General features: G+C 75.5%; 16 protein-coding genes and 1 pseudogene. 5 read left to right on the top strand and 12 right to left on the bottom strand.

The features are described 5' to 3' along the window. From AB0N76_RS25720 to AB0N76_RS25685, 8 genes and pseudogenes are all read right to left on the bottom strand, one after another. Positions 1–184 (bottom strand): annotated as a pseudogene (locus AB0N76_RS25720) (hypothetical protein); the annotation flags it as partial. A gap of 97 nt (positions 185–281) precedes the next feature. Then, the gene (locus AB0N76_RS25715; RefSeq protein ID WP_363560762.1) at positions 282–2,138 is read right to left on the bottom strand and encodes a proton-conducting transporter membrane subunit; all 1,857 of its coding nucleotides are present in this window, start codon (positions 2,136–2,138) and stop codon (positions 282–284) included. A 64-nt stretch (positions 2,139–2,202) separates the two neighbouring features. After that, positions 2,203–2,547: an NADH-quinone oxidoreductase subunit K gene (locus AB0N76_RS25710; RefSeq protein ID WP_363560758.1), complete on the bottom strand. Its 345-nt coding sequence runs from the start codon at positions 2,545–2,547 to the stop codon at positions 2,203–2,205. Further along, positions 2,547–3,311, bottom strand: coding sequence for an MnhB domain-containing protein (locus AB0N76_RS25705; RefSeq protein ID WP_363560756.1), 765 nt, complete (start codon positions 3,309–3,311; stop codon positions 2,547–2,549). The genes AB0N76_RS25710 and AB0N76_RS25705 overlap by 1 nt, the downstream gene beginning before the upstream one ends. Then, positions 3,308–3,583, bottom strand: a complete 276-nt coding sequence (locus AB0N76_RS25700) for a DUF4040 domain-containing protein (protein ID WP_363560754.1) — start codon at positions 3,581–3,583, stop codon at positions 3,308–3,310. The genes AB0N76_RS25705 and AB0N76_RS25700 overlap by 4 nt, the downstream gene beginning before the upstream one ends. Continuing rightward, a complete protein-coding gene (locus tag AB0N76_RS25695) occupies positions 3,580–3,873 on the bottom strand; it encodes a monovalent cation/H(+) antiporter subunit G (RefSeq protein WP_363560752.1) in 294 nt (97 codons plus the stop codon). The genes AB0N76_RS25700 and AB0N76_RS25695 overlap by 4 nt, the downstream gene beginning before the upstream one ends. Beyond that, positions 3,870–4,130 (bottom strand): monovalent cation/H+ antiporter complex subunit F, encoded by a 261-nt coding sequence (locus tag AB0N76_RS25690; RefSeq protein WP_363560750.1) that lies wholly within the window; start codon positions 4,128–4,130, stop codon positions 3,870–3,872. The genes AB0N76_RS25695 and AB0N76_RS25690 overlap by 4 nt, the downstream gene beginning before the upstream one ends. Next, the gene (locus AB0N76_RS25685) at positions 4,127–4,618 is read right to left on the bottom strand and encodes a hypothetical protein (RefSeq protein WP_363560748.1); all 492 of its coding nucleotides are present in this window, start codon (positions 4,616–4,618) and stop codon (positions 4,127–4,129) included. The genes AB0N76_RS25690 and AB0N76_RS25685 overlap by 4 nt, the downstream gene beginning before the upstream one ends. A 579-nt stretch (positions 4,619–5,197) precedes the next feature. On the opposite strand from AB0N76_RS25685, the gene AB0N76_RS25680 reads away from it, so the two are divergent. Beyond that, positions 5,198–5,638: an STAS domain-containing protein gene (locus AB0N76_RS25680; protein ID WP_363560746.1), complete on the top strand. Its 441-nt coding sequence runs from the start codon at positions 5,198–5,200 to the stop codon at positions 5,636–5,638. Between the two features lie 10 nt (positions 5,639–5,648). Then, positions 5,649–6,119: an ATP-binding protein gene (locus AB0N76_RS25675; RefSeq protein ID WP_363560744.1), complete on the top strand. Its 471-nt coding sequence runs from the start codon at positions 5,649–5,651 to the stop codon at positions 6,117–6,119. A gap of 52 nt (positions 6,120–6,171) precedes the next feature. Here the strand turns inward: AB0N76_RS25675 and AB0N76_RS25670 are convergent, their stop codons facing one another. Then, positions 6,172–6,495 carry a plasmid stabilization protein gene (locus AB0N76_RS25670; protein WP_363560742.1) on the bottom strand — a complete coding sequence of 108 codons (324 nt, stop codon included), beginning with the start codon at positions 6,493–6,495 and terminating at the stop codon, positions 6,172–6,174. Between the two features lie 208 nt (positions 6,496–6,703). Between AB0N76_RS25670 and AB0N76_RS25665 the strand changes: the two genes are divergently transcribed. Further along, the gene (locus AB0N76_RS25665; protein WP_363560740.1) at positions 6,704–9,430 is read left to right on the top strand and encodes an ATP-binding protein; all 2,727 of its coding nucleotides are present in this window, start codon (positions 6,704–6,706) and stop codon (positions 9,428–9,430) included. Between the two features lie 1,529 nt (positions 9,431–10,959). After that, positions 10,960–12,915, top strand: a complete 1,956-nt coding sequence (locus AB0N76_RS25660; protein WP_363560738.1) for a SpoIIE family protein phosphatase — start codon at positions 10,960–10,962, stop codon at positions 12,913–12,915. 99 nt (positions 12,916–13,014) lie between these two features. Here AB0N76_RS25660 and AB0N76_RS25655 read toward each other — a convergent pair whose 3' ends face one another. Together AB0N76_RS25655 and AB0N76_RS25650 are read right to left on the bottom strand one after the other, a co-directional pair. Then, positions 13,015–13,878: a hypothetical protein gene (locus tag AB0N76_RS25655; protein WP_363560736.1), complete on the bottom strand. Its 864-nt coding sequence runs from the start codon at positions 13,876–13,878 to the stop codon at positions 13,015–13,017. A 10-nt stretch (positions 13,879–13,888) separates the two neighbouring features. After that, complete coding sequence (locus tag AB0N76_RS25650) at positions 13,889–14,452, bottom strand: papain-like cysteine protease family protein (RefSeq protein ID WP_363560734.1); 564 nt, start codon at positions 14,450–14,452, stop codon at positions 13,889–13,891. Between the two features lie 242 nt (positions 14,453–14,694). Between AB0N76_RS25650 and AB0N76_RS25645 the strand changes: the two genes are divergently transcribed. Next, a complete protein-coding gene (locus AB0N76_RS25645) occupies positions 14,695–15,600 on the top strand; it encodes an alpha/beta fold hydrolase (protein WP_363560732.1) in 906 nt (301 codons plus the stop codon). A gap of 26 nt (positions 15,601–15,626) precedes the next feature. On the opposite strand, the gene AB0N76_RS25640 is transcribed toward AB0N76_RS25645, so the two are convergent. After that, on the bottom strand, positions 15,627–17,633 hold the full coding sequence (locus AB0N76_RS25640) for an ABC transporter ATP-binding protein (protein ID WP_363560730.1): 2,007 nt from the start codon (positions 17,631–17,633) through the stop codon (positions 15,627–15,629). Between the last annotated feature and the right edge of the window lie 91 nt (positions 17,634–17,724).

The raw sequence follows: 17,724 nt of genomic DNA, 5'->3' as shown, positions 1-17,724 counted from the left end.
CCTCGACGTACGACTCGCCGACGGCCAGCCGTTTGATCCGGCGCTCGTCCACGTCGTAGCCGACCACCCGGTGGCCGGCCTCGGCCGCCCGGACCACGAGCGCGATCCACCACAACGCGTGGATGGCGAACCCCGCTCCGCCGAGGATCAGTGCCAGCAACAGGACGAGGACGATGAGAAGCATCTCTGGCCGCCTTTCGGTGGTCGACGGAACATCCGGACCATGCGTGTGCCCGGCTCGCCCGCATCCACACGTGCGGTGACCCGGCTCCGTGCTGCGGTCAGAGCTGTGCGGCGAGCGCCACCACCAGGGCCGCGAGGCCCACCGTCAGCCAGGCCACGTAGTCGCCGAGCAGCCCCGAGTGCAGTCGGCGCAGCGGCAGGACGGTGGCCCGGTACAGCGGGCCGGGGCCCCGGCCCGGGTCGCGGCGGACGGCGGCGGTGGCGAGGGCGACGGCCAGCAGGACGGAGAGCAGACCGAGCCCGACGCCGGCCGCCGTCCACCCGCTCTCGGCGGCGATGGCGGGGCCGGTGGTGGCAGGGGCGGGGGCCGCGAGGACGTCGGCGAGGTAGCCGGCGCGGTCGGTGAACGCGGTGGCCGCCTCGGCGAGCGCCCGGGCCACGCCCGGCAGCACGCCGACGGCCAGGCAGCCGAGCAGCAGCAGCCCGGGGACCACGAGCATCGGGGCGGGCAGCGGCCGCCCGGGATCGCGCACCTCGGGTTCCTCGCCCTCCCCGCTGGTGCTCGCCTCCCACGGCTGTTCGGACGGCGGTGCGCCGATTCCGCCGAACACCCGCAGCCCCGCCCGCAGCACCGCGCCGCCGGTGACCGCCGAGACGAGGACGAACACCACCGGCAGCCAGCCCAGCCACTCCCCGGCGGCCTCCTCGGTGAGCGCCTTGCCCAGTCCGGTGCCGAACGGCGGCAGACCGGCCAGCGCCAGCGCGCCGATGACGAACAGCAGCCCCGGCACGCGCAGTGGGCGCCCCCGGCCGTGCAGGCCGCGCTCGTCCACCGAGCCGAAGCGGTCGAGCAGGACGCCGGTGAGCCCGAACAGCGCGGCCTTGACGCCGGCGTGACCGGCCAGGTAGACGGCCGAGCCGGCCAGCCCGGCCGGGGTGAGCAGGGCCACGCCGATCAGGAAGAGGCCGGTGTGGCCGACGGTGGAGAACGCCAGCAGCCGCTTCAGATGGCGTTGCTGCCAGCACATCACCGCGCCGGCCAGCGCGGTGACCAGCCCGGCGGCGAGCAGGGTGGTCCGGACGGCGCCGTCGGGCAGTCCGCCGGGCCCGGCGAACACCACCCGGTGGATCCGGGCCACCCCGTAGGCGCCGAGTTCGACCATCACGCCGGAGAGCAGCATGCAGACCGGGCTCGGCGCGACGGCGTGCGCGTCCGGCAGCCAGAAGTGGAACGGGGCCGTCGCCGCCTTGACCAGCGGTCCGGCCAGGACCAGCACGAACGCGCAGACCAGCAGGGCGTCCGGGCCGCCGTGGCCACCGGCCGCCCGCTGGTCGAGGGCGGCACCGAGCTGGGCGAGGCCGAGCTCGCCGGTGCGGGCGTAGAGCAGTCCGATGCCGAGCAGCGAGCAGTACGCGGCGAGCGAGTTGACGACGCCGAAGGCGAGCGCCCCCTGCAGCGGGCGCGGGTCCTCGATCCGGAGGCCGGTCAGCGCGTACGCGACGGCGCCCATCAGTTCGAAGAAGACGAAGGCGTCGAAGAGGTCGCCGGTGAGGGCGAAGCCGCACATCCCGGCCTCGAAGAGCAGCAGCAGCGCGGGGAACACGCCGCCGTGCGCGCCGGCCGGTTCGGCGAAGTACCGCCAGGCGTAGCAGAGGACGGCCAGCACCAGGACGGCGGCGAGCAGCGCGATCCCGCCGCCGAGCCGGTCCGCGACCAGGACGACGCCGACGCTGTGGCCGCCCCGCGGCGTCCAGCCGCCGATCCAGGAGACGGCGCGCCCGTCGGGGTCGGTGCGGATCCACAGCAACGCCAGGCAGAGCACCTCGGCCGCCGCCCAGGTGGTGGCCAGCGCGTCCACGGCGATCCGCGGCAGCCACCGGCCGGCGACGGCCAGCACGGCGGCGCCGAGCAGCGGGACGACCACGGCCAGCGGCAGCAGGTCGGTGGCGGGCAGCAGCTCGGCGGCGAGCGGGGCGATGGCGACGGTGCCGGTGGCGACGGTGGCGGCGGTCAACCGGTCACCCGCGCAACCCGGTGAGCGCCTCCGGGTCCACCGTGCCGTGCCGCTTGCGCAGTTGGACGACCAGGGCGAGCAGCAGCGCGGTGACGGTGGCGCCGACCACGATGTCGGTCAGCGCCAGCGCCTGCACCACCGGGTCCACCACCGGCGAGCCGGGCGGCAGGTCGGCGAAGACGGGCGCGGTGGCACCGCGGCGGTAGCCGACCGCGAGCAGCAGCACATAGGTGGACGACTGGGCGACGGCCAGGCAGCCGACCGATTGCACCAGGTCGCGGCTGGTGACCAGGCCGTAGAGGCCGGCGAGCAGGATCCAGCCGGCCACCAGGTAGGGCAGGACACCCATCAGCCCTCCCCTCCGTCCGTACCGCGCGCTCCCGCGCGGTCGGGCACGACCTCCACCGCCTGGTCGAGGAACCGGGCGAGCAGGACCACCACGCCCGAGCCGACCTCCACCCCGACCACGGCGTTGACCACCGGGACCAGGCCGCCGGAGAAGAGCGCGCCGAACGTCCCCAGCGGCAGGGTGTTGGCCAGGTAGCCGGCGCCGGCGGCCAGCCCGATCAGCCCCAGTGCGGCGAAGGCGCCGGCCGAGAGGGCGTCCGCGACGTCCAGCACGGCCAGCGGACGGACCCGCCGCAGCACCCGGTAGTCCGCCGCGACGTAGGCCAGGTGCAGGGCGGTGGCGAGCACCACACCGCCCTGGAAGCCGCCGCCCGGGGTCAACTGGCCGTGCGCCACCAGATAGCCGCCGGTCAGCAGGGCCACCGGCAGCAGCGTGGCGCCGAAAAGCCGGGTGCTGGGCAGCACGCGTGCGGGGGCCGGCCGGCGCCGGTGCTCGTCCCGGGCGAGGCGCAGCAGCATGGTCGCGCCGAGCACCGAGGCGAACAGGATGGACTCCTCGCCGAGGGTGTCGAAGGCCCGCTGGTCGAAGTTGACGGAGGAGACGATGTTGGCGGCGCGCCGGGCGAGCCCCGCCTCCACCGCCCGGTCGCCGTACGGGTGGTCCGGCCCGCCGAAGGCCGGCAGCCCGTCGGCGGCGGCGATCAGCACGGCCGCGAGGACGGCCGCACCGGTCAGGAACAGCCGCAGCCGGGCGGCCCGGCTCATCCGGTGCCGCCCGGGCCCGGGTCGTCCTCGGACCGCGCGCCGCGGCGGATCCGTCGGACGGTGAGCAGGATCAGCAGCGGGGTGATCGCGCTGCCCACGCCGAGCTGGGACAGCGCCACGTCGGGCGCCTGGAGGACGGTGAACAGCAGCGTGAGCGAGAGCCCGAGCAGGGCGAGGACGACGGCCTGCCGGACCGGGTCGCGGGTCAGCGCGGCGGCGGTCGCGGTGCCGGCGGTCAGCAGCAGGGCGAGCGTGATCAGGGTGTCGGTCACCGGTCGGCCGCCCGGGTCGCGTGGTGGGTCACCCGGCCGACGGCCATCGTGGTGACGGTGCCGCCGGCGGCCAGCAGCAGGCCGATGAGGAGGAGCTTGAGGGCGGCCCGGCCCGGTCCGGTCTCCACCGCGAGCGCCAGGGCGACCAGCGGTGCGCCGAGGGCGCCGGCGGGGGAGAGGGCGTGCAGGCGCAGCTGGGGCCCGGGCAGCACGGTGAGCCCGAGCGCGGCCAGCAGCAGCGCGGCGGTGCCCAGGGAGAGCAGGGCCAGGGCGACGGCGTGACGGATCATCGGGGCTCCTGACCGGCCAGCAGGCGGGTGAAGACGAGGGTTCCGGCCGGGGCGAGGACGGCCAGGTCCAGGGCGAGGTCGGTGTAGGAGCTGCGGCCGAACCCCTGGGCGAGCAGCAGCAGGACGGCGGAGGTGACGGTCCCGGCGAGGTTCAGGCCCGCGAGCCGCTGTTCGGGTGCGCCGCGCAGCCCGAGCAGCAGACAGGGGCCGAACCCGCCGACGGTCAGGACGGCGGCCGCGACCAGCCAGGCGTTCACCGCGCGCCGTCCGTCGGTCCGCCGGTCAAGGCCCGTTGCAGGGCGGAGGACGAGCCGTCGAGGGTGTGCACGGTCAGTACGTCGCCGCGGACCTCGACGACGTAGCCGCCCGGCGTGGTGGAGAGCACCGCACCGGCCCAGGCGGCGCCGGTGCCGGGGGTGAGCCGCAGCTGCCGGAACCCGCTGTCGGGTGGCCGCCGGTCCGGCCGGCGGAGCGCGCGCCGGACGAGGGTGCGCAGGACCAGGGCGGCGAGCCGGCCGGTGTCGGCGAGCAGGGTGCCGGGGAAGGCCCACAGGGCCCGGGCCCAGCCGGCCCGGCCGCCGGGCGTGGCGCCCGAGGTCCGGCGGGCGGCGGTCGCGCCGACCGCCCCGAGCGCGGCCACGGCGCCGCCGACGGCGATCTCCAGGGCGGTGACCGAGCTGATCAGCACCAGGTCGAGCAGCAGCAACAGGCCCCACCAGAGCAGGAGTTCCACCCCCGTACGCACCGTCTCACCCCAGGTCGTCCCGTGCCGGGCCCACACCGACGCGGTGGGCGGCCTCAGGTGTACCGCCGGGCGGGCGGGCCCGGCCCGTGCGCAACGCCGCCGGGCGCGGGATCGCCCCGGCGGACCACCCGTTCGCCGCAGGCCGGGCCGGGAAGTCTGATCATCGACTCTCCGGGGGGCGGGGCCGGGGGGCCGGGTTGGGGCTCCGGGAGCGGCGGCGTCCGGCGCGGGTCCGGCCCCTCGCGGTGGGGAGTGCGGTCATCGGACCCGGCTCCGCCCCAGGATCCCCCGGGTCCCCCCGGTGTAGCCGGGCCACCGCCGGGCAGACGCGGGAGTGTGGACGCGACGACCCTGGCACCGCCGGCGCCGCCCGGCCCGGCCCCACCCGGTCGGGCACCGGCCCGGCGAGCCCCCGCTCTCCGCGCGGCCCCTCCGGCCGGGCGGCATGATGGTGTGGACGGCGCCGGGCCGTCCCGACCGGACCAGGAGCCGGCCATGCACCTGCCAGCAGGGGGCACGGGGGACACAGGGGACACGGGGGACACGGGGGACGCAGGATCGGGGGCGGAGACCGGGGCGTTGCGCGTCGAGGTGCGCCGCGTCGGCACCGTGCGCATCGTCGCCGTCGCGGGCGAGCTGGACCGCGACTCGGTGGACGGACTGCGCGCGGCGCTCGACGGTTCGCCCGAGGAAGGGCTCGACCGGATCCTGGTCGACCTCGCCGGGCTGGGCTTCTGCGATTCGACGGGCCTGAACGTCCTGCTGCGGGCCCGGCTGGCGGCCGAGCGGGCCGGGATCCGGCTGGAACTGGCCGGTCCGCGGCCCGCTGTCGCCCGCCTGCTCGCGGTGACCGAGGCGGACACCGTGCTGCGGATCCACCCCGGCGTCGCCGCCGCACTGACGGCGGGCGAGTCCGGCGGCGCGGCTCCCGATCGCCCGGCTCCCGATGGCACGACTCCCGGCAACGCGGCCCCCGGCAGCGTGGCCCCCGATGACGGCCGCCCGTCCGGCGGCAGGTGAGGGGGTCGTGGTGACCGTTCCCGAGGTCGGCCCGGCACCCGACCGGGACCAGGTGCGACGGCTGACGCTGGTCGGCAGCGAGGGCGCCGTCCAGCGCTGCCGCGACTTCAGCCGCCGGGCGCTGCTCGAATGGCAGTGGCTGTCCGCCGACGCCGGGGTTCGGGGGGAGGAGGAGCGGTTCGCCGTCTTCGAGGACGTCCTGCTGATGGTCTCGGAACTCGTCACCAACGCCTGTCTGCACGCCCCCGGCGGCCCGCGCGAACTGCGGCTGTGCTGGAACGGTACCCGGCTGCGGGTGGAGGTGTCCGACGACAGCCCGGTCCCGCCGCGGCTGCGCCCGTACGCCGACCCCGGACGGCCGGGCGGGCACGGGCTGCGCGTGGTGGACCGGCTCGCCCGGGCCTGGGGCTCGCGGCCCGAGGACGAGGGCAAGGCGGTCTGGCTGGAGGTTCCGTCGCCGCTGGCCGACCGGGCCCGGTGAGGCCGTGCGGGCCCGGTCGGCCGGAAAGCTGGGCGGCCGCAGTGGATCGGGATCAGTGGCCGAGCGCGTGGGCCAGCTCGCGCTTGTTCATCTTCGAACGGCCCTTGATGTTGCGGTGCTTCGCCTCGTTGTACAGCTGGTCGTAGGTGGGCCCGCCGGAGCCCCGGTGCGAGCGCAGCCCGCCCCGCCGGCCGGAGGACATGTCGTGCGTGGAGCTGCGGTTCGCGGTCTTCGACTCGCCGTGCCGGGCGCGTTCCTTGTTGACCGTCCGGGCGGCGATCTCCTCGGCCCGCTGCTCGCTCTCGCCGCGGTCCAGCGCGCTCTCCTTGATGTGCTCGTACTGGCGTTCCCGTTTGGCGTTCGATCCCCGGGGCATGGCGGCGCTCCTCTCGGTGGTGTCCCTCCGCCGCACGCGTCTACCCGGCCGCCCGGCGGCAAACCACCGCCACCCCGGCCCCGCCTGTCCCGCCTGTCCCGCTCCGCGCCGGGGTGGCACAGTGGGAGGCGGGACGGCGCCCGCCGTCCCCACCGGCCGGGCAGTCCGTCGGGCCCCCGGCCGTGCGGTCGATCCGGGCGGTGGACGGATGGACGAGCGCGAGGCGCCGGACCACGAGCGGCAGACCGAACAGGGCCTGCGGCAGCTGCTCGCCGGTCTGACGGCGGTCCGCGACGGCGACTTCCGGGCCCGGCTCGGGCCGGGCCTCCCCGGGGTTCCGGGCGAGATCGAGGCCGTCTTCAACGGCATGGTCGAACAGCTCGCCCGGGTGACCTCCGAGGTGACCCGCGTCGCCCGCGAGGTCGGCTCCGAGGGCCGGCTCGGCGGCCAGGCCCGGATCCACGGCGCGTCCGGGACGTGGCTGGACCTCACCGAGAACGTGAACGAGCTGGCCGGCAACCTCACCCGGCAGGTCCGCGCCATCGCCGAGGTGACCAGCGCCGTCGCGGCCGGCGACCTCACCCGCTCGATCACCGTGGACGCCGCCGGCGAGGTCGCCGACCTCAAGGACAACATCAACTTCATGGTCGAGTCGCTGCGCGAGAAGACCCTCGCCAACGAGGAACAGGACTGGCTGAAGACCAACCTCGCCCGCTTCGCCGGCACCATCCAGGGGCGCCGCGACATCCGCTCCGTCGCCGACCTGGTCACCGGCGAACTGACCCCGCTGATCGGCGCCCAGTACGGCGCGTTCTACCTCGCCCAGGAGGACGGCGAGGAGACCGTCCTGGTTCGGATCAGCGACTACGGCCGCCCCGCCGGCACCCCGCCCGTCCCCGAACGGCTGCGGCTCGGCGAGTCGCTGGTCGGCCAGGCCGCCCGCGGCCGGCGCACCGTCACCGTGAACGACCTCCCGCCCGGCTACGCGACCATCACCTCCGGCACCGGCGCCACCCACGCCCGCTCGCTCGTCATCCTGCCGATCGCCGTGGAGGAATGGCTGCTCGGCGTCATGGAGTTCGCCTCCGTCCACCCGTTCAGCGCCGTCCACCGCGCCTTCCTGGAACAGTTCGCCGAAGCCTGCGGCGTCAACATCGCCACCCTGCTCGCCAACGCCCGCACCGACGAACTGCTCGGCGAGTCCCAACGCCTCGCCGCCGAACTCCAGGCCCGCTCCGAGGAGTTGCAGCGAGGTCAGGAGGAGCTGCGGCGCTCCAACGCCGAACTCGCCGAACAGGCCGCGCTGCTCGCCGAACGCAACCACGACATCGAGGCGAAGAACCTGGAGATCGAACAGGGTCGGAAGGAGCTGGAGGAACGGGCACGGCAGTTGAGCCTCGCCTCGATCTACAAGTCCGAGTTCCTCGCCAACATGAGCCACGAACTGCGCACCCCGCTCAACAGCCTGCTCATCCTCGCCCAACTGCTCGCCCAGAACGCGACCGGCAACCTCACCTCCAAACAGGTCGAGTACGCGGGCGTCATCCACTCCGCCGGCTCCGACCTGCTCCAACTCATCAACGACATCCTCGACCTGTCCAAGGTCGAGGCCGGCAAGATGGAGCTGAGCCCCGAACCCTTCGCCGTCCGCGAGCTGCTGGCCTACGTCGAATCCGCGTTCAAGCCGCTCGCCGACCAGCAGGGCCTCGCCTTCCGGATCGCCGTCGACGACCGGGTCCCGGCCGAACTCGTCACCGACCAGGCCCGGTTGCGTCAGGTGCTGCGCAACCTGCTGTCCAACGCGATCAAATTCACCGACACCGGCCGGGTCGAGCTGCGCATCGACCACGCGACCGGCCCGCAACTGCCCGCCGAACTCGGCCCGGCGGAGGCCGCCGTCGCCTTCCACGTCGAGGACACCGGCATCGGCATCGACCCCGCCCACCTGGACACCATCTTCGGCGCCTTCCAGCAGGAGGACGGCACCACCGGCCGCCGCTACGGCGGAACCGGACTCGGCCTCTCCATCAGCCGCGAACTCGCCCGCCTGCTCGGCGGCGCCCTCACCGTCCGCTCCACCGCGGGCCGGGGCAGCTGCTTCAGCCTCTACCTGCCGCTCGCCGCCCGCGAACGACCCGCCGCCGCAGCGGCCGAATCCCGCGTCCTGGTGGTCGAGCCCGACCCGCCCGCCCTCCTCACCCACCTCGTCCGGGACGCCGTCGACCCGCCCGGCGGGACCGACCCCGCGGTCCGGGTCCGCAGCGAGGGCGACGAACCGGCCCTCCGCGTCGCCCTCGCCGACGGCCCCTACCGCTGCGCCGTCCTCGACCTCACCCGCTCCGGCGACCTCGCCCCCGTGCTGATCGCCGGCCTCGCCGAGGGCACACCCGTCCTCGGCTACCGGGGCGACGGCCCGGCCGGCGCCGCCGGGCTGCTCGGCGGAGGGCTGGAACTACCCTCCGGGCTGGACGAGTTGCGCGGGCGACTGATCGCGCTGTTCGGCGGCCGCGGGCCTGCCGCGGCCGATGGCGAGTCCGATGTCGGCGCAGGCGAACCGCTCGCCGGACGCACCGTCCTGATCGTCGACGACGACGTCCGCAACGTCTTCGCCCTCGCCGCCGCCCTCGAACAGCGCGGCCTGATCGTCCTGCACGCCGCCGACGGCCGCGCCGGACTCGACGAACTGCGCGCGCACCCCGAGACCGACCTCGTGCTGATGGACGTCATGATGCCCGGCCTGGACGGCTACGCCACCATCGCCGCCATCCGGGCGGACGAGCGCTTCGCCCGGCTCCCGGTCGTCGCCGTCACCGCCAAGGCGATGCCCGGCGACGACACCAAGAGCCTCGCCGCCGGCGCCGACGACCACGTCAGCAAGCCCGTCGACACCCGCCAGTTGATGGAGCGGATGCGGCACTGGCTGGACGCGGCATGACCACCGACCCGCAGGAGAGCCCCCTGGGTAGCGGGGCGGATGCTGGCGGCTTGGGGGAGGGGGTGGGTGGGCGTGCGGATTCCCCTGGTGGTGGCCGGTCGGCGGACAGCCGGGACGATTCCGCTGGTGGTGGCCAGCCGGGGGCCGGCCGGGAGGACGGGACGGGTGCCGCCGAGAGCGACGCGGCCGTCGCCCGGCACCTGGCGGGGACCGTCCGCCGGCTCCAGCAGGCCGCCAATCGGATGCGCGCCGAGGAGGGCACCCGGGCACTGGTCGACCTCGCCACCGGCATGCTCGCCGAGCGGCTGGCCGTGCCGCCCGTCGAGGCCGCCGCCCGCCTGGCCCGGCTGGCCCGGGAAGCGGGGGTGTCGGCCACCACGCTGGCCGCCGACATCGTCGGTCGGTCGGCCGGCGAGACCGCGACCGAGCCGGTCACATCAGGTACGGGGGCTGAGGGTGAGCGGTCCGGGCGGTCCGAGCCCGCGCCGCCGCTGCGGCCGTCCGCACCGGCATCGGAAGGCTCATCACCCGCGCCGCCGCCGGGACTGCCCGGGCACAGCGCTCCGTCACCGACGCCGGCCGGCGTGGCCGAGGGGACCCCCACCCGGCCGGATTCTCCGCCGGGCGGCTCGTCCACCGTCCCGTCGGCGGCCCCGCTCGGCACCCCGGCCGCCGACCCACAGGGTGCTCTGCCCGAGGCGGCGCCTGCGGTCCCGCCCGCTGCCCCGGCTGGCGCGCCGTCGGGCGTCGCGCCCACTTCCCCGAGTGCCGTACCACCCGGGGCACCGGCCGCTGACTCGCCTGGTGCCTCGACCACCGACCCAGCGGAAGGTCAGCCCACGGCATCGCCCGCTGTCCCGGCTGCGGTTCCGCCCGGCGCTTCGTCGGGTGCCGAGTCCACGCCCCTGCCCGGCGCTCCGGCCGCTGAGCCGCCTTGTGCCCCGACGGTCGTCCCCCCGGAGGCCCCGAACACGGCACCGGGTGCGTCACCCGCCGCCCCGTCCGCCGTCCCGCCCGGTATGCCGCCCGCTGCCCCGGTTGCGGGCCCGCCCGGCGTGCCGCCAGGTGCCGAGTCCGCTGCCCCGCCCGGTGCCTCGGCGACCGCCGCGCCGAGTGCGTCGCCCGCTGTCCCCGCCGCGGTTCCGCCCGGTGCGCCGCCAGATGCCGGGTCCACGGTGGTGCCCGGTACCTCGCCCGCTGCTCCGGCTGCGGTCCCGCCCGGCGTGCCGCCAGGTGCCGAGTCCGTTGCCCCGCCCGGTGCCTCGGTGACCGCCTCGCCGAGTGCGTCGCCCGTTGTCCCGGCTGCGGTCCCGCCCAGCGCGCCGCCAGCTGCCACGTCCACGGTCGCGTCCGGTACCTCGCCGACCGCCCCGCCCACCGCCCTGCCCGGCACCCCGCCCACAGCCCCGCCCACCGCCCTGCCCGGCACCCCGCCCACAGCCCCGCCCACCGTCCCACCCCGTACCCCGCCCCCCACTCCGCCGCCTCCCGGCCTCGCGCTCGCCGTGCCCGGGCGGGCGATCGCCGCCGTGGGCGACCTGGCGAGTGCCGTCGAGGCCGTGCTCCGGCAGGGCGTCGCGCCGCCGGGGGCCCACGCCGTCCTCGTCTGGCAGCGGCTGCCCGCCGGTGCCCTCGCCCTCGCCGCCCAGGCCGGGCTGTCCGCCGACGAGGCCGAGGCGTGGAGCCGGGTGCCGCCCGGCGTCGCGACCCCCGCGTGGGAGGCCGTGGCCACCGGCGCCGAGCACTGGCCCGACGGCGGGATCGCGCCCGGCGCCTCCGTCGGCGGGCCGGACACGCCCCGGGCCGTCCTCCCGCTGCTCGACGCCGGTCGCCGCCAGGGCGCGCTCGAGGTGCTCTGGCCCGACCCGCCGCCCGCCCTCACCGCGCCGCAGCGCCGTCGGCTCCGCGCCCTCGCCGACCTCTGCGCCACCGTCCTCGGCCGTCCCGACGACCCCGTCCCGCCGGAGCGGCAGGCCGAGCTGCTCGACGGTCTGCTCACCCCCGCCCTGCTGCTCGAACCGGTCCTGCGGGACGGGCGGGCCGTCGACTTCACCATCCTCCGCACCAGCGCGCGGTTCCAGGACCCGCTCGGCCGCCCCCGCAGCGGGCTCGACGGCACCTCCCTGCTGGAGGCCTACCCGGTGGCCTGCGCGACCGGCCTGCTCGCGCCGTTGCTGCGGGCCCACGAAACCGGTGAAGCCCGGTCCGGCGAGCGGCTGCGCCCGGTCTTCCAGAGCGGCGGGATCGCCCTGCCCACCTCCCTCCGGCTCGCCGTCGCCCCGCTCGGCGGCCGGCTCCTGGTCAGCTGGCAGCTGGACGCCGACCAGCCCACCGAGTCCGACCAGACGGCCCTGCTGCGCCAGGCCCAGCGGCTGGCCCGGGTCGCCGGGTTCGAGGAACGCCCCGGCACGGCTCCCGGAACCGGCCGGATCCTCTGGAACGAGGGCCTGACCGAGCTGTTCGGCCTGCCCCCCGACGCCCCCGCCGTCCCGCTGGCCCGGCTCGCCCGGCACGTCCACCCGGACGACGAACCGGCCGTGCGGCGGCTGGTGGACACCGTCCAGTTCCGCCGCCGCGCCGCCTCCGCCGTGTTCCGGCTGCTCCGCCCGGACGGCACACAGCGCTACACCCGGGTGGTGGCCGAGCCGGTGCTGGCCGAGGACGGCGGTCTGAGTGGGGTGCGCGGCGCCTACCACGACGTGTCGGCGCAGCACTGGACGGAGGTCGCGCTCGGGGCCACCCGGGAGCGGCTGGCCGACAGCGAGCAGGAGGCGGCCGAACGCGAGCGGCTGGCGTTGCGGCTCCAGCGGGCGATCCTGCCGTCCGCTCCGCCGCCGCTCGGCGCCACCGGCCTGCGCGCCGCCGTCCGCTACCGGCCCGCCGCCAAGCGGGACCGGGTCGGCGGCGACTGGTACGACGTGCTGGACCTGCCCGGCGGCCAGGTGCTGCTGGCGGTCGGCGACGTGGCCGGCCACGGGGTCGGCGCGGCCACCGGCATGGTCGGGCTGCGCCACGCGCTGCGCGGCCTCGCGGTCACCGGCGCGGGCCCGGGCCGGCTGCTGTGGTGGCTCAACACCGTCGCCGTGCGCGAGCCGGAGCAGGTGACCGCGACGGCCGTCTGCGTGCTCCTCACCCCGGCCGACGGCGGGCTGCGCTGGGCCCGGGCCGGTCACCTGCCGCCGATCAGGCTCGCCCCGGACGGGGCCGAGGTGCTGCCGATGCCGCACGGGGTCCTGCTCGGCGCGCTGGCGGACGCCGAGTACGAGGAGGCCACCGCCCGGCTCGGCCCGGAGGACGTCCTGCTGCTCTACACCGACGGGCTGGTCGAGCGCCGGGACCGCTCGGTCGAGGAGTCGGTCGACCACCTGATCCGCGCCGCCGGTCCGCCCGGCCCGGACCTGGAGCGGTACCTGGACCTGCTGCTGGAGCTCAGTCCGGCCGACACGGACGACGACACCTGCCTGGTCGCCGTCCGGATCGAGTGAACCGGCGCGCGCGGACACGGCTTCGCCCCGACCGAGGCCGGGGCGAAGGGGCTGGAGCGAAGGCGCTGGAGCGAAGTGGTCGGGGCGAAGCGGCCGGGCTCAGACGCCGGTCCGCCGCCGCCGGCGGAGGGCGAACGCCCCGCCCGCGAGCGCCAGGGCCGCGCCCGAACCGCCGACGAGCACGGGCGTCGAGGAGGAGGCGGGCGCCGCCTTCCCCGCGGCGCCGTAGCCGCTGGACAAGCCCGTGCTGTCGTAGTCCGAGCCGGGCAGCTTGTCGGCGTAACGCGCCTTGACCAGCTTCTGGTAGTCGCCCAGCGAGACCGACGACCGGCCGTCCAGGCCCTGCCGCGCCTGGTCGTTGAGCGGTTCGACCGTGGTGAGTCGCAGCTGGTACCAGCCGCGGATCTGCGGTTCGGTGAACACCAGGGTCCCCGCCGTGGCCCTGCCCGCGTACGCGGCGTCGCTGTCGCCGTCGCGCACGGCCGCCAGGTGCCACCCGCCGCCCCGGGTGGGGGCGAGCATGACGGTGGCGTTCCGGCCGTTGACCGGGGCGTCCAGCGCGGAGACCAGATGGCTCAGCCGGACCGCCTCGGTGGGGATCGGCAGGGCGGTCCCCGCGACGAAGCCGGGGGTGATCTCGTTCAGCGCCAACGGGTCCTGGACGGTGAACGCGGGTAGGCCCTCGCACGGGTCGGCCTGGTCGGGGAGCGGCTGCACCGCCCCGTCGCCCTGGGGCACCGGGACGCTGAGGAAGCGGCAGACGGTGTCGCGGACGTCGGCCGACTTCACCAGGTCGAGGGCGGCCTGGTAGTCCGGGATGTCGGCCGGGAGCGGGTCCATGGGCGCGGTCGCGTGCGCGGGGCCGGCCACGGACAGCAGCGCGGCCGCGCTCAGCACCGCGAGGGTGGTCAGGCGGGAGAGCCGGGAGCCCGCCCGCGCGCTGGACGTTCTGGTTTCCTGCATGCCGCCTGCCTTAACGGGAGATGCCGATCCGGGAGTGGGTCCACCTGAACGAGCTGTTGTTGACGTAGTCGTCGTAGTTCCACCAGGTGTAGGTGGCGGTGTCCGGCCACGGGTCGGCGACGCCGATGGTGTTGTTCGACGTGTCGAAGCCGTAGACGACGTTCATGTGGCCACCGCCGGACGTCCACCCGATGCGGGCGGCGACCGGCCGGGCCGCCTTGACGTCGGTGTAGATCTGGTTGAACGTGGCCGCGCTGTTCAGGCCCGAACCGGGGTGGCTCATGCCGAGGCTGCTCCAGCCCCGGGCCATGTCGTCGAGCGTGGCGGGCTGGTTGTTGCAGCCGTAGTAGGGATTGGCCCGGGTGCAGAAGTCCGCCTGCGTGCTGCCGTAGCCCTGGAACTTGGCGATCGTCAGCCCGGAGGCGACCCAGCACCACTGGGTCTTCTCCTGCTTGTACATGCCGATGTTGTCCTGCCCCGCCTCGGCGTGGGCCGGACTCGCCACGGCGCCGAGCAACGCCGACGCCATGAGCGCGGCGGCCGCCCTCGTGACCGCGAACGTGGATCTGCCCATCTTCCTGCCTTCCCGCGAAGTGCCATGCGTACTGGGGGATCTGGCAGAGCTATGACAGCACGTGGCAGTGGAATCACACATCGTGTGTATGGAAACCGCACCGGCAAGGGTGAATTGTCATATGTTCAGGCGGTCGCTGTGTAGGTCTCGCGAACCATTCGACATTTTACCAGAATAATGATGGAAAGTCATATCCATTGAAAATATGGAAAATTGACAGCCTGTTCGCTATGTTGGCGTTCATGACCGCGAGTGCTGAATTAATTGTCGAATCCGGCGAATTGCGACTGTGGACCGAGCGGATCGGCGACTCGAACGATCCGGCGGTCCTGCTGGTGATGGGGACCGCCGCACCGGGCATCGGGTGGCCGGACGAGCTGGTGGAGGTGCTGGTCGCCGGCGGCCGCCAGGTCATCCGCTACGACCACCGGGACACCGGCCGGTCCGGCTGCGTGGACTTCGCCACCCGCCCCTACGCGCTGGCGGACCTGGCCGCCGATGCGGCGGCCGTGCTCGACGGCCACGGCGTGGCCGCCGCGCACATCGTGGGGGCCTCTCTGGGCGGCGCGATCGGCCAGTGGCTGGCCGTGCACCGCCCCGAGCGCGTCCTGACCCTGACCGTGATGATGACCGGCCCGATGGGCCACAGCGCGGGCCCGGCGTGGGCGCGCGCCATGGCCGGCCAGGCGCCCGACCCCGGCGACCTGCCGCCACCCGCGGCACGCCTCCTGACGCACCTCGCAGGACGCGCCGCTCTCCCGCAGGGGACGCGCGAGGAGTACGTCACGGCGAACCTGGAGACGTGGCGGGTGCTCAACGGCGAGGTGCTGCCCTTCGACGAGCCTGCCGCCCGCCGCTTCGTGGCGGCCTCCTTCGACCGGACCGGTGACCCCGGCGCGGCCCTCAATCACGACCTGGCCGGACGTCACATGACCGCGGACCGCCTCGTTCCGCTGTCCTCGATCAAGGCCCCGACACTGGTCGTGCACGGTACGGAGGATCCGCTGCGTCCGCTGCCGCACGGCCGTGCCGTCGCCGCGGAAATCCCGCACTCCCGGTTCCGGCCGATTTCCGGCATGGGACACACACTGTTCTCGCCCGGACTTCCCCGGCGGATCGGCGAGATCATCCGCGAGCACACCGCGTAGCGAACGGAACGTCGGGCGGACGCCCGTCAGACCGGTTCGACGCCGAGCCCGCCGTCGGGCCCGCCGCCGTGGTGGCCGTAGTGGTGGCCGTAGTGGCGGGCCTGGGTGAGATAGGAGGAGCGGTAGTGGCCGTCGGGGTGGGCCATCAGCTCCTGGTGGGTGCCCTGTTCGACCAGGCGGCCCTGGTGGAGCACGTGGATGAGGTCGGCTTCGGCGGTGGCGGCCAGGCGGTGGGTGATCAGCACGACGGTCAGGCCCAGGTCGGCCAGGGCGCGGATCCGGGCGAAGGCGGCCACCTCGGCCTTGGCGTCGAGCGCGCTGGTCGGCTCGTCGGCGATGACCAGGTAGGGCCGGCGGCCGTCGGGGCCGGTGGTGGTGGCGCGGTGGTAGGCGCGGGCCATGCCGATCCGCTGCCACTGGCCGCCGGAGAACTGCACGCCGCCGCGGAACCCGCGGGCGGCGAGGGTGTCCCAGCCCTTCTCCTGGGCCTCGACCAGCGGGTGCAGGTCGGCGTGGTCGGCGCCGGCCTTGAGCCGGCCGGGGGCGTCGCCGACCTCCGGGCGGCCGATCAGCACATTGGCGCGCAGGGTGAACGGCCAGCGCTGGAAGTCCTGTTCGAGCAGGGTGACGGAGGCGAACAGCTGGTCGCGGTCGGCCCCGGCGACGTCCACGCCGTCCCAGTGGATCCGGCCGGTGTCCGGCAGGTAGAGCCCGCAGAGCAGCTTGACCAGGGTGGACTTGCCCGAGCCGTTGTCGCCGACCAGTGCGACGACCTTGCCGCGCGGGATCTCCAGCGTGACCCCGTCCAGCGCCTTGGCGCCGCGGCCGGGGTAGCTGAAGGAGACGTCCTCCACCCGCAGCACCTCCGGCCGTTCGGGCAGGTCCGCGCCGCCGGACGGGATGGCCCGGCGTTCGGCCTCCCGCTGCAGGTTGTCCAGGTCCCGGACGAACAGCGCCTCCTCGTAGAGGCCGTTGACCGTGGAGACCAGCTGGGTGACGTCGGCCGCGCCGGTGCGGACGCCCACCACGGCGGTGCCGGCGACCGCCAGGTCCATCCGCCCGTAGTGCACCAGCAGGCCGAGCAGCGCGAAGGTCGCGCCGGTGGCGAGCCCGGACAGCACCGAGGCCAGCAGTGAGGTGCCCGCGCCGGCCCGGGCCAGCCGGTTCTGCTCCTGCTCGGAGGCGCGCGCCATCTCCCGGTAGTGGCCGAGGACGAACGGCCCGACCGCGTGCACCCGGACCTCGGGCGCCGCGTTCGGCTGGGAGACCACCTGGGCGAGCAGCGAGGAGGCCCGGTGGTGCTGGAGCCAGGCCATCAGCGAGCCGTAGCGCCGGCGCGCCGAGCGCACCGCGCCCCAGCCCTTCGGTGCGGCGATCAGCACGAGCATCGGCAGCAGGACGGGGTCCAGGCTGAGCAGGACCCCGCCGGCCGCGACCATGCTCAGCAGCGAGGCCAGCACCAGCACGCCCTGGTTGATCAGGCGCCGGACGGCGGCGGTGCCGAAGCGCGCCGACTCCAGCAGCCGGCTGAACTCCGGGTCCTCCAGGGCGGCGAGTTCGACCCGGGCGGTGCGCCGCAGGTAGGCGTCGGTGGCGGCGCGTTCGGTCTTGGGCTCCAGCCGCGCGGACGCCCAGGTGGAGAGCACGCCCATGACGGCGGAGAACGCGGCGGCGGCGCCGATGGCGAGGACGGCCGGGAGCGCGGCGCGCAGCGACTGGTCGGCGCGGCCGGCGGTGAACAGCGAGCCGAGGGCCTGGTTGGTGGCGAGCAGGCCGAACGCGGTGGCGGCCGCGCGGCCGAGCTCGGCGGCGGCGACCACGACCAGCGCGGCGCGGTCGGCCTGCCAGGCGAGGACGACCGCGGTGCGCAGCAGCCCGGGGATCTGCCGGGCGACGGTCAGGAAGCCGACCCGGAGCATGGTCTGCTCGTGGTCGTCGAAGTTGTAGTCGTAGCGCAGCGATCCGCCGAACAGGAACTGCTCGCTGGGGGACCCGGCCGGTTCGGCCGGCTCGGTGGGGTGACGGGCGGCCACGTGGTCTCCTGCCTCGAAGGGGTGCTCGGACGCAGCGGACCCATCGAGCTTGGTACGTTCGGCGCGCCCGTACCAGGGCGCGCGTTAACCG

It is taken from the genome of Kitasatospora sp. NPDC093806, from assembly GCF_040683335.1.
GTDB lineage: Bacteria > Actinomycetota > Actinomycetes > Streptomycetales > Streptomycetaceae > Kitasatospora.
Note: the sequence above shows the minus strand (reverse complement) of the source record. Positions and strands in the feature narration are given on the sequence as shown.

What these genes read in the sequence shown, in the direction of transcription:
- AB0N76_RS25710 (WP_363560758.1), bottom strand. Translation starts at nt 2,547, where the DNA reads ATGGGTGTCCTGCCCTACCTGGTGGCCGGCTGGATCCTGCTCGCCGGC.
- AB0N76_RS25695 (WP_363560752.1), bottom strand. Translation starts at nt 3,873, where the DNA reads ATGATCCGTCACGCCGTCGCCCTGGCCCTGCTCTCCCTGGGCACCGCC.
- AB0N76_RS25645 (WP_363560732.1), top strand. Translation starts at nt 14,695, where the DNA reads ATGACCGCGAGTGCTGAATTAATTGTCGAATCCGGCGAATTGCGACTG.
- AB0N76_RS25665 (WP_363560740.1), top strand. Translation starts at nt 6,704, where the DNA reads ATGGACGAGCGCGAGGCGCCGGACCACGAGCGGCAGACCGAACAGGGC.
- AB0N76_RS25670 (WP_363560742.1), bottom strand. Translation starts at nt 6,495, where the DNA reads ATGCCCCGGGGATCGAACGCCAAACGGGAACGCCAGTACGAGCACATC.
- AB0N76_RS25655 (WP_363560736.1), bottom strand. Translation starts at nt 13,878, where the DNA reads ATGCAGGAAACCAGAACGTCCAGCGCGCGGGCGGGCTCCCGGCTCTCC.
- AB0N76_RS25650 (WP_363560734.1), bottom strand. Translation starts at nt 14,452, where the DNA reads ATGGGCAGATCCACGTTCGCGGTCACGAGGGCGGCCGCCGCGCTCATG.
- AB0N76_RS25705 (WP_363560756.1), bottom strand. Translation starts at nt 3,311, where the DNA reads ATGAGCCGGGCCGCCCGGCTGCGGCTGTTCCTGACCGGTGCGGCCGTC.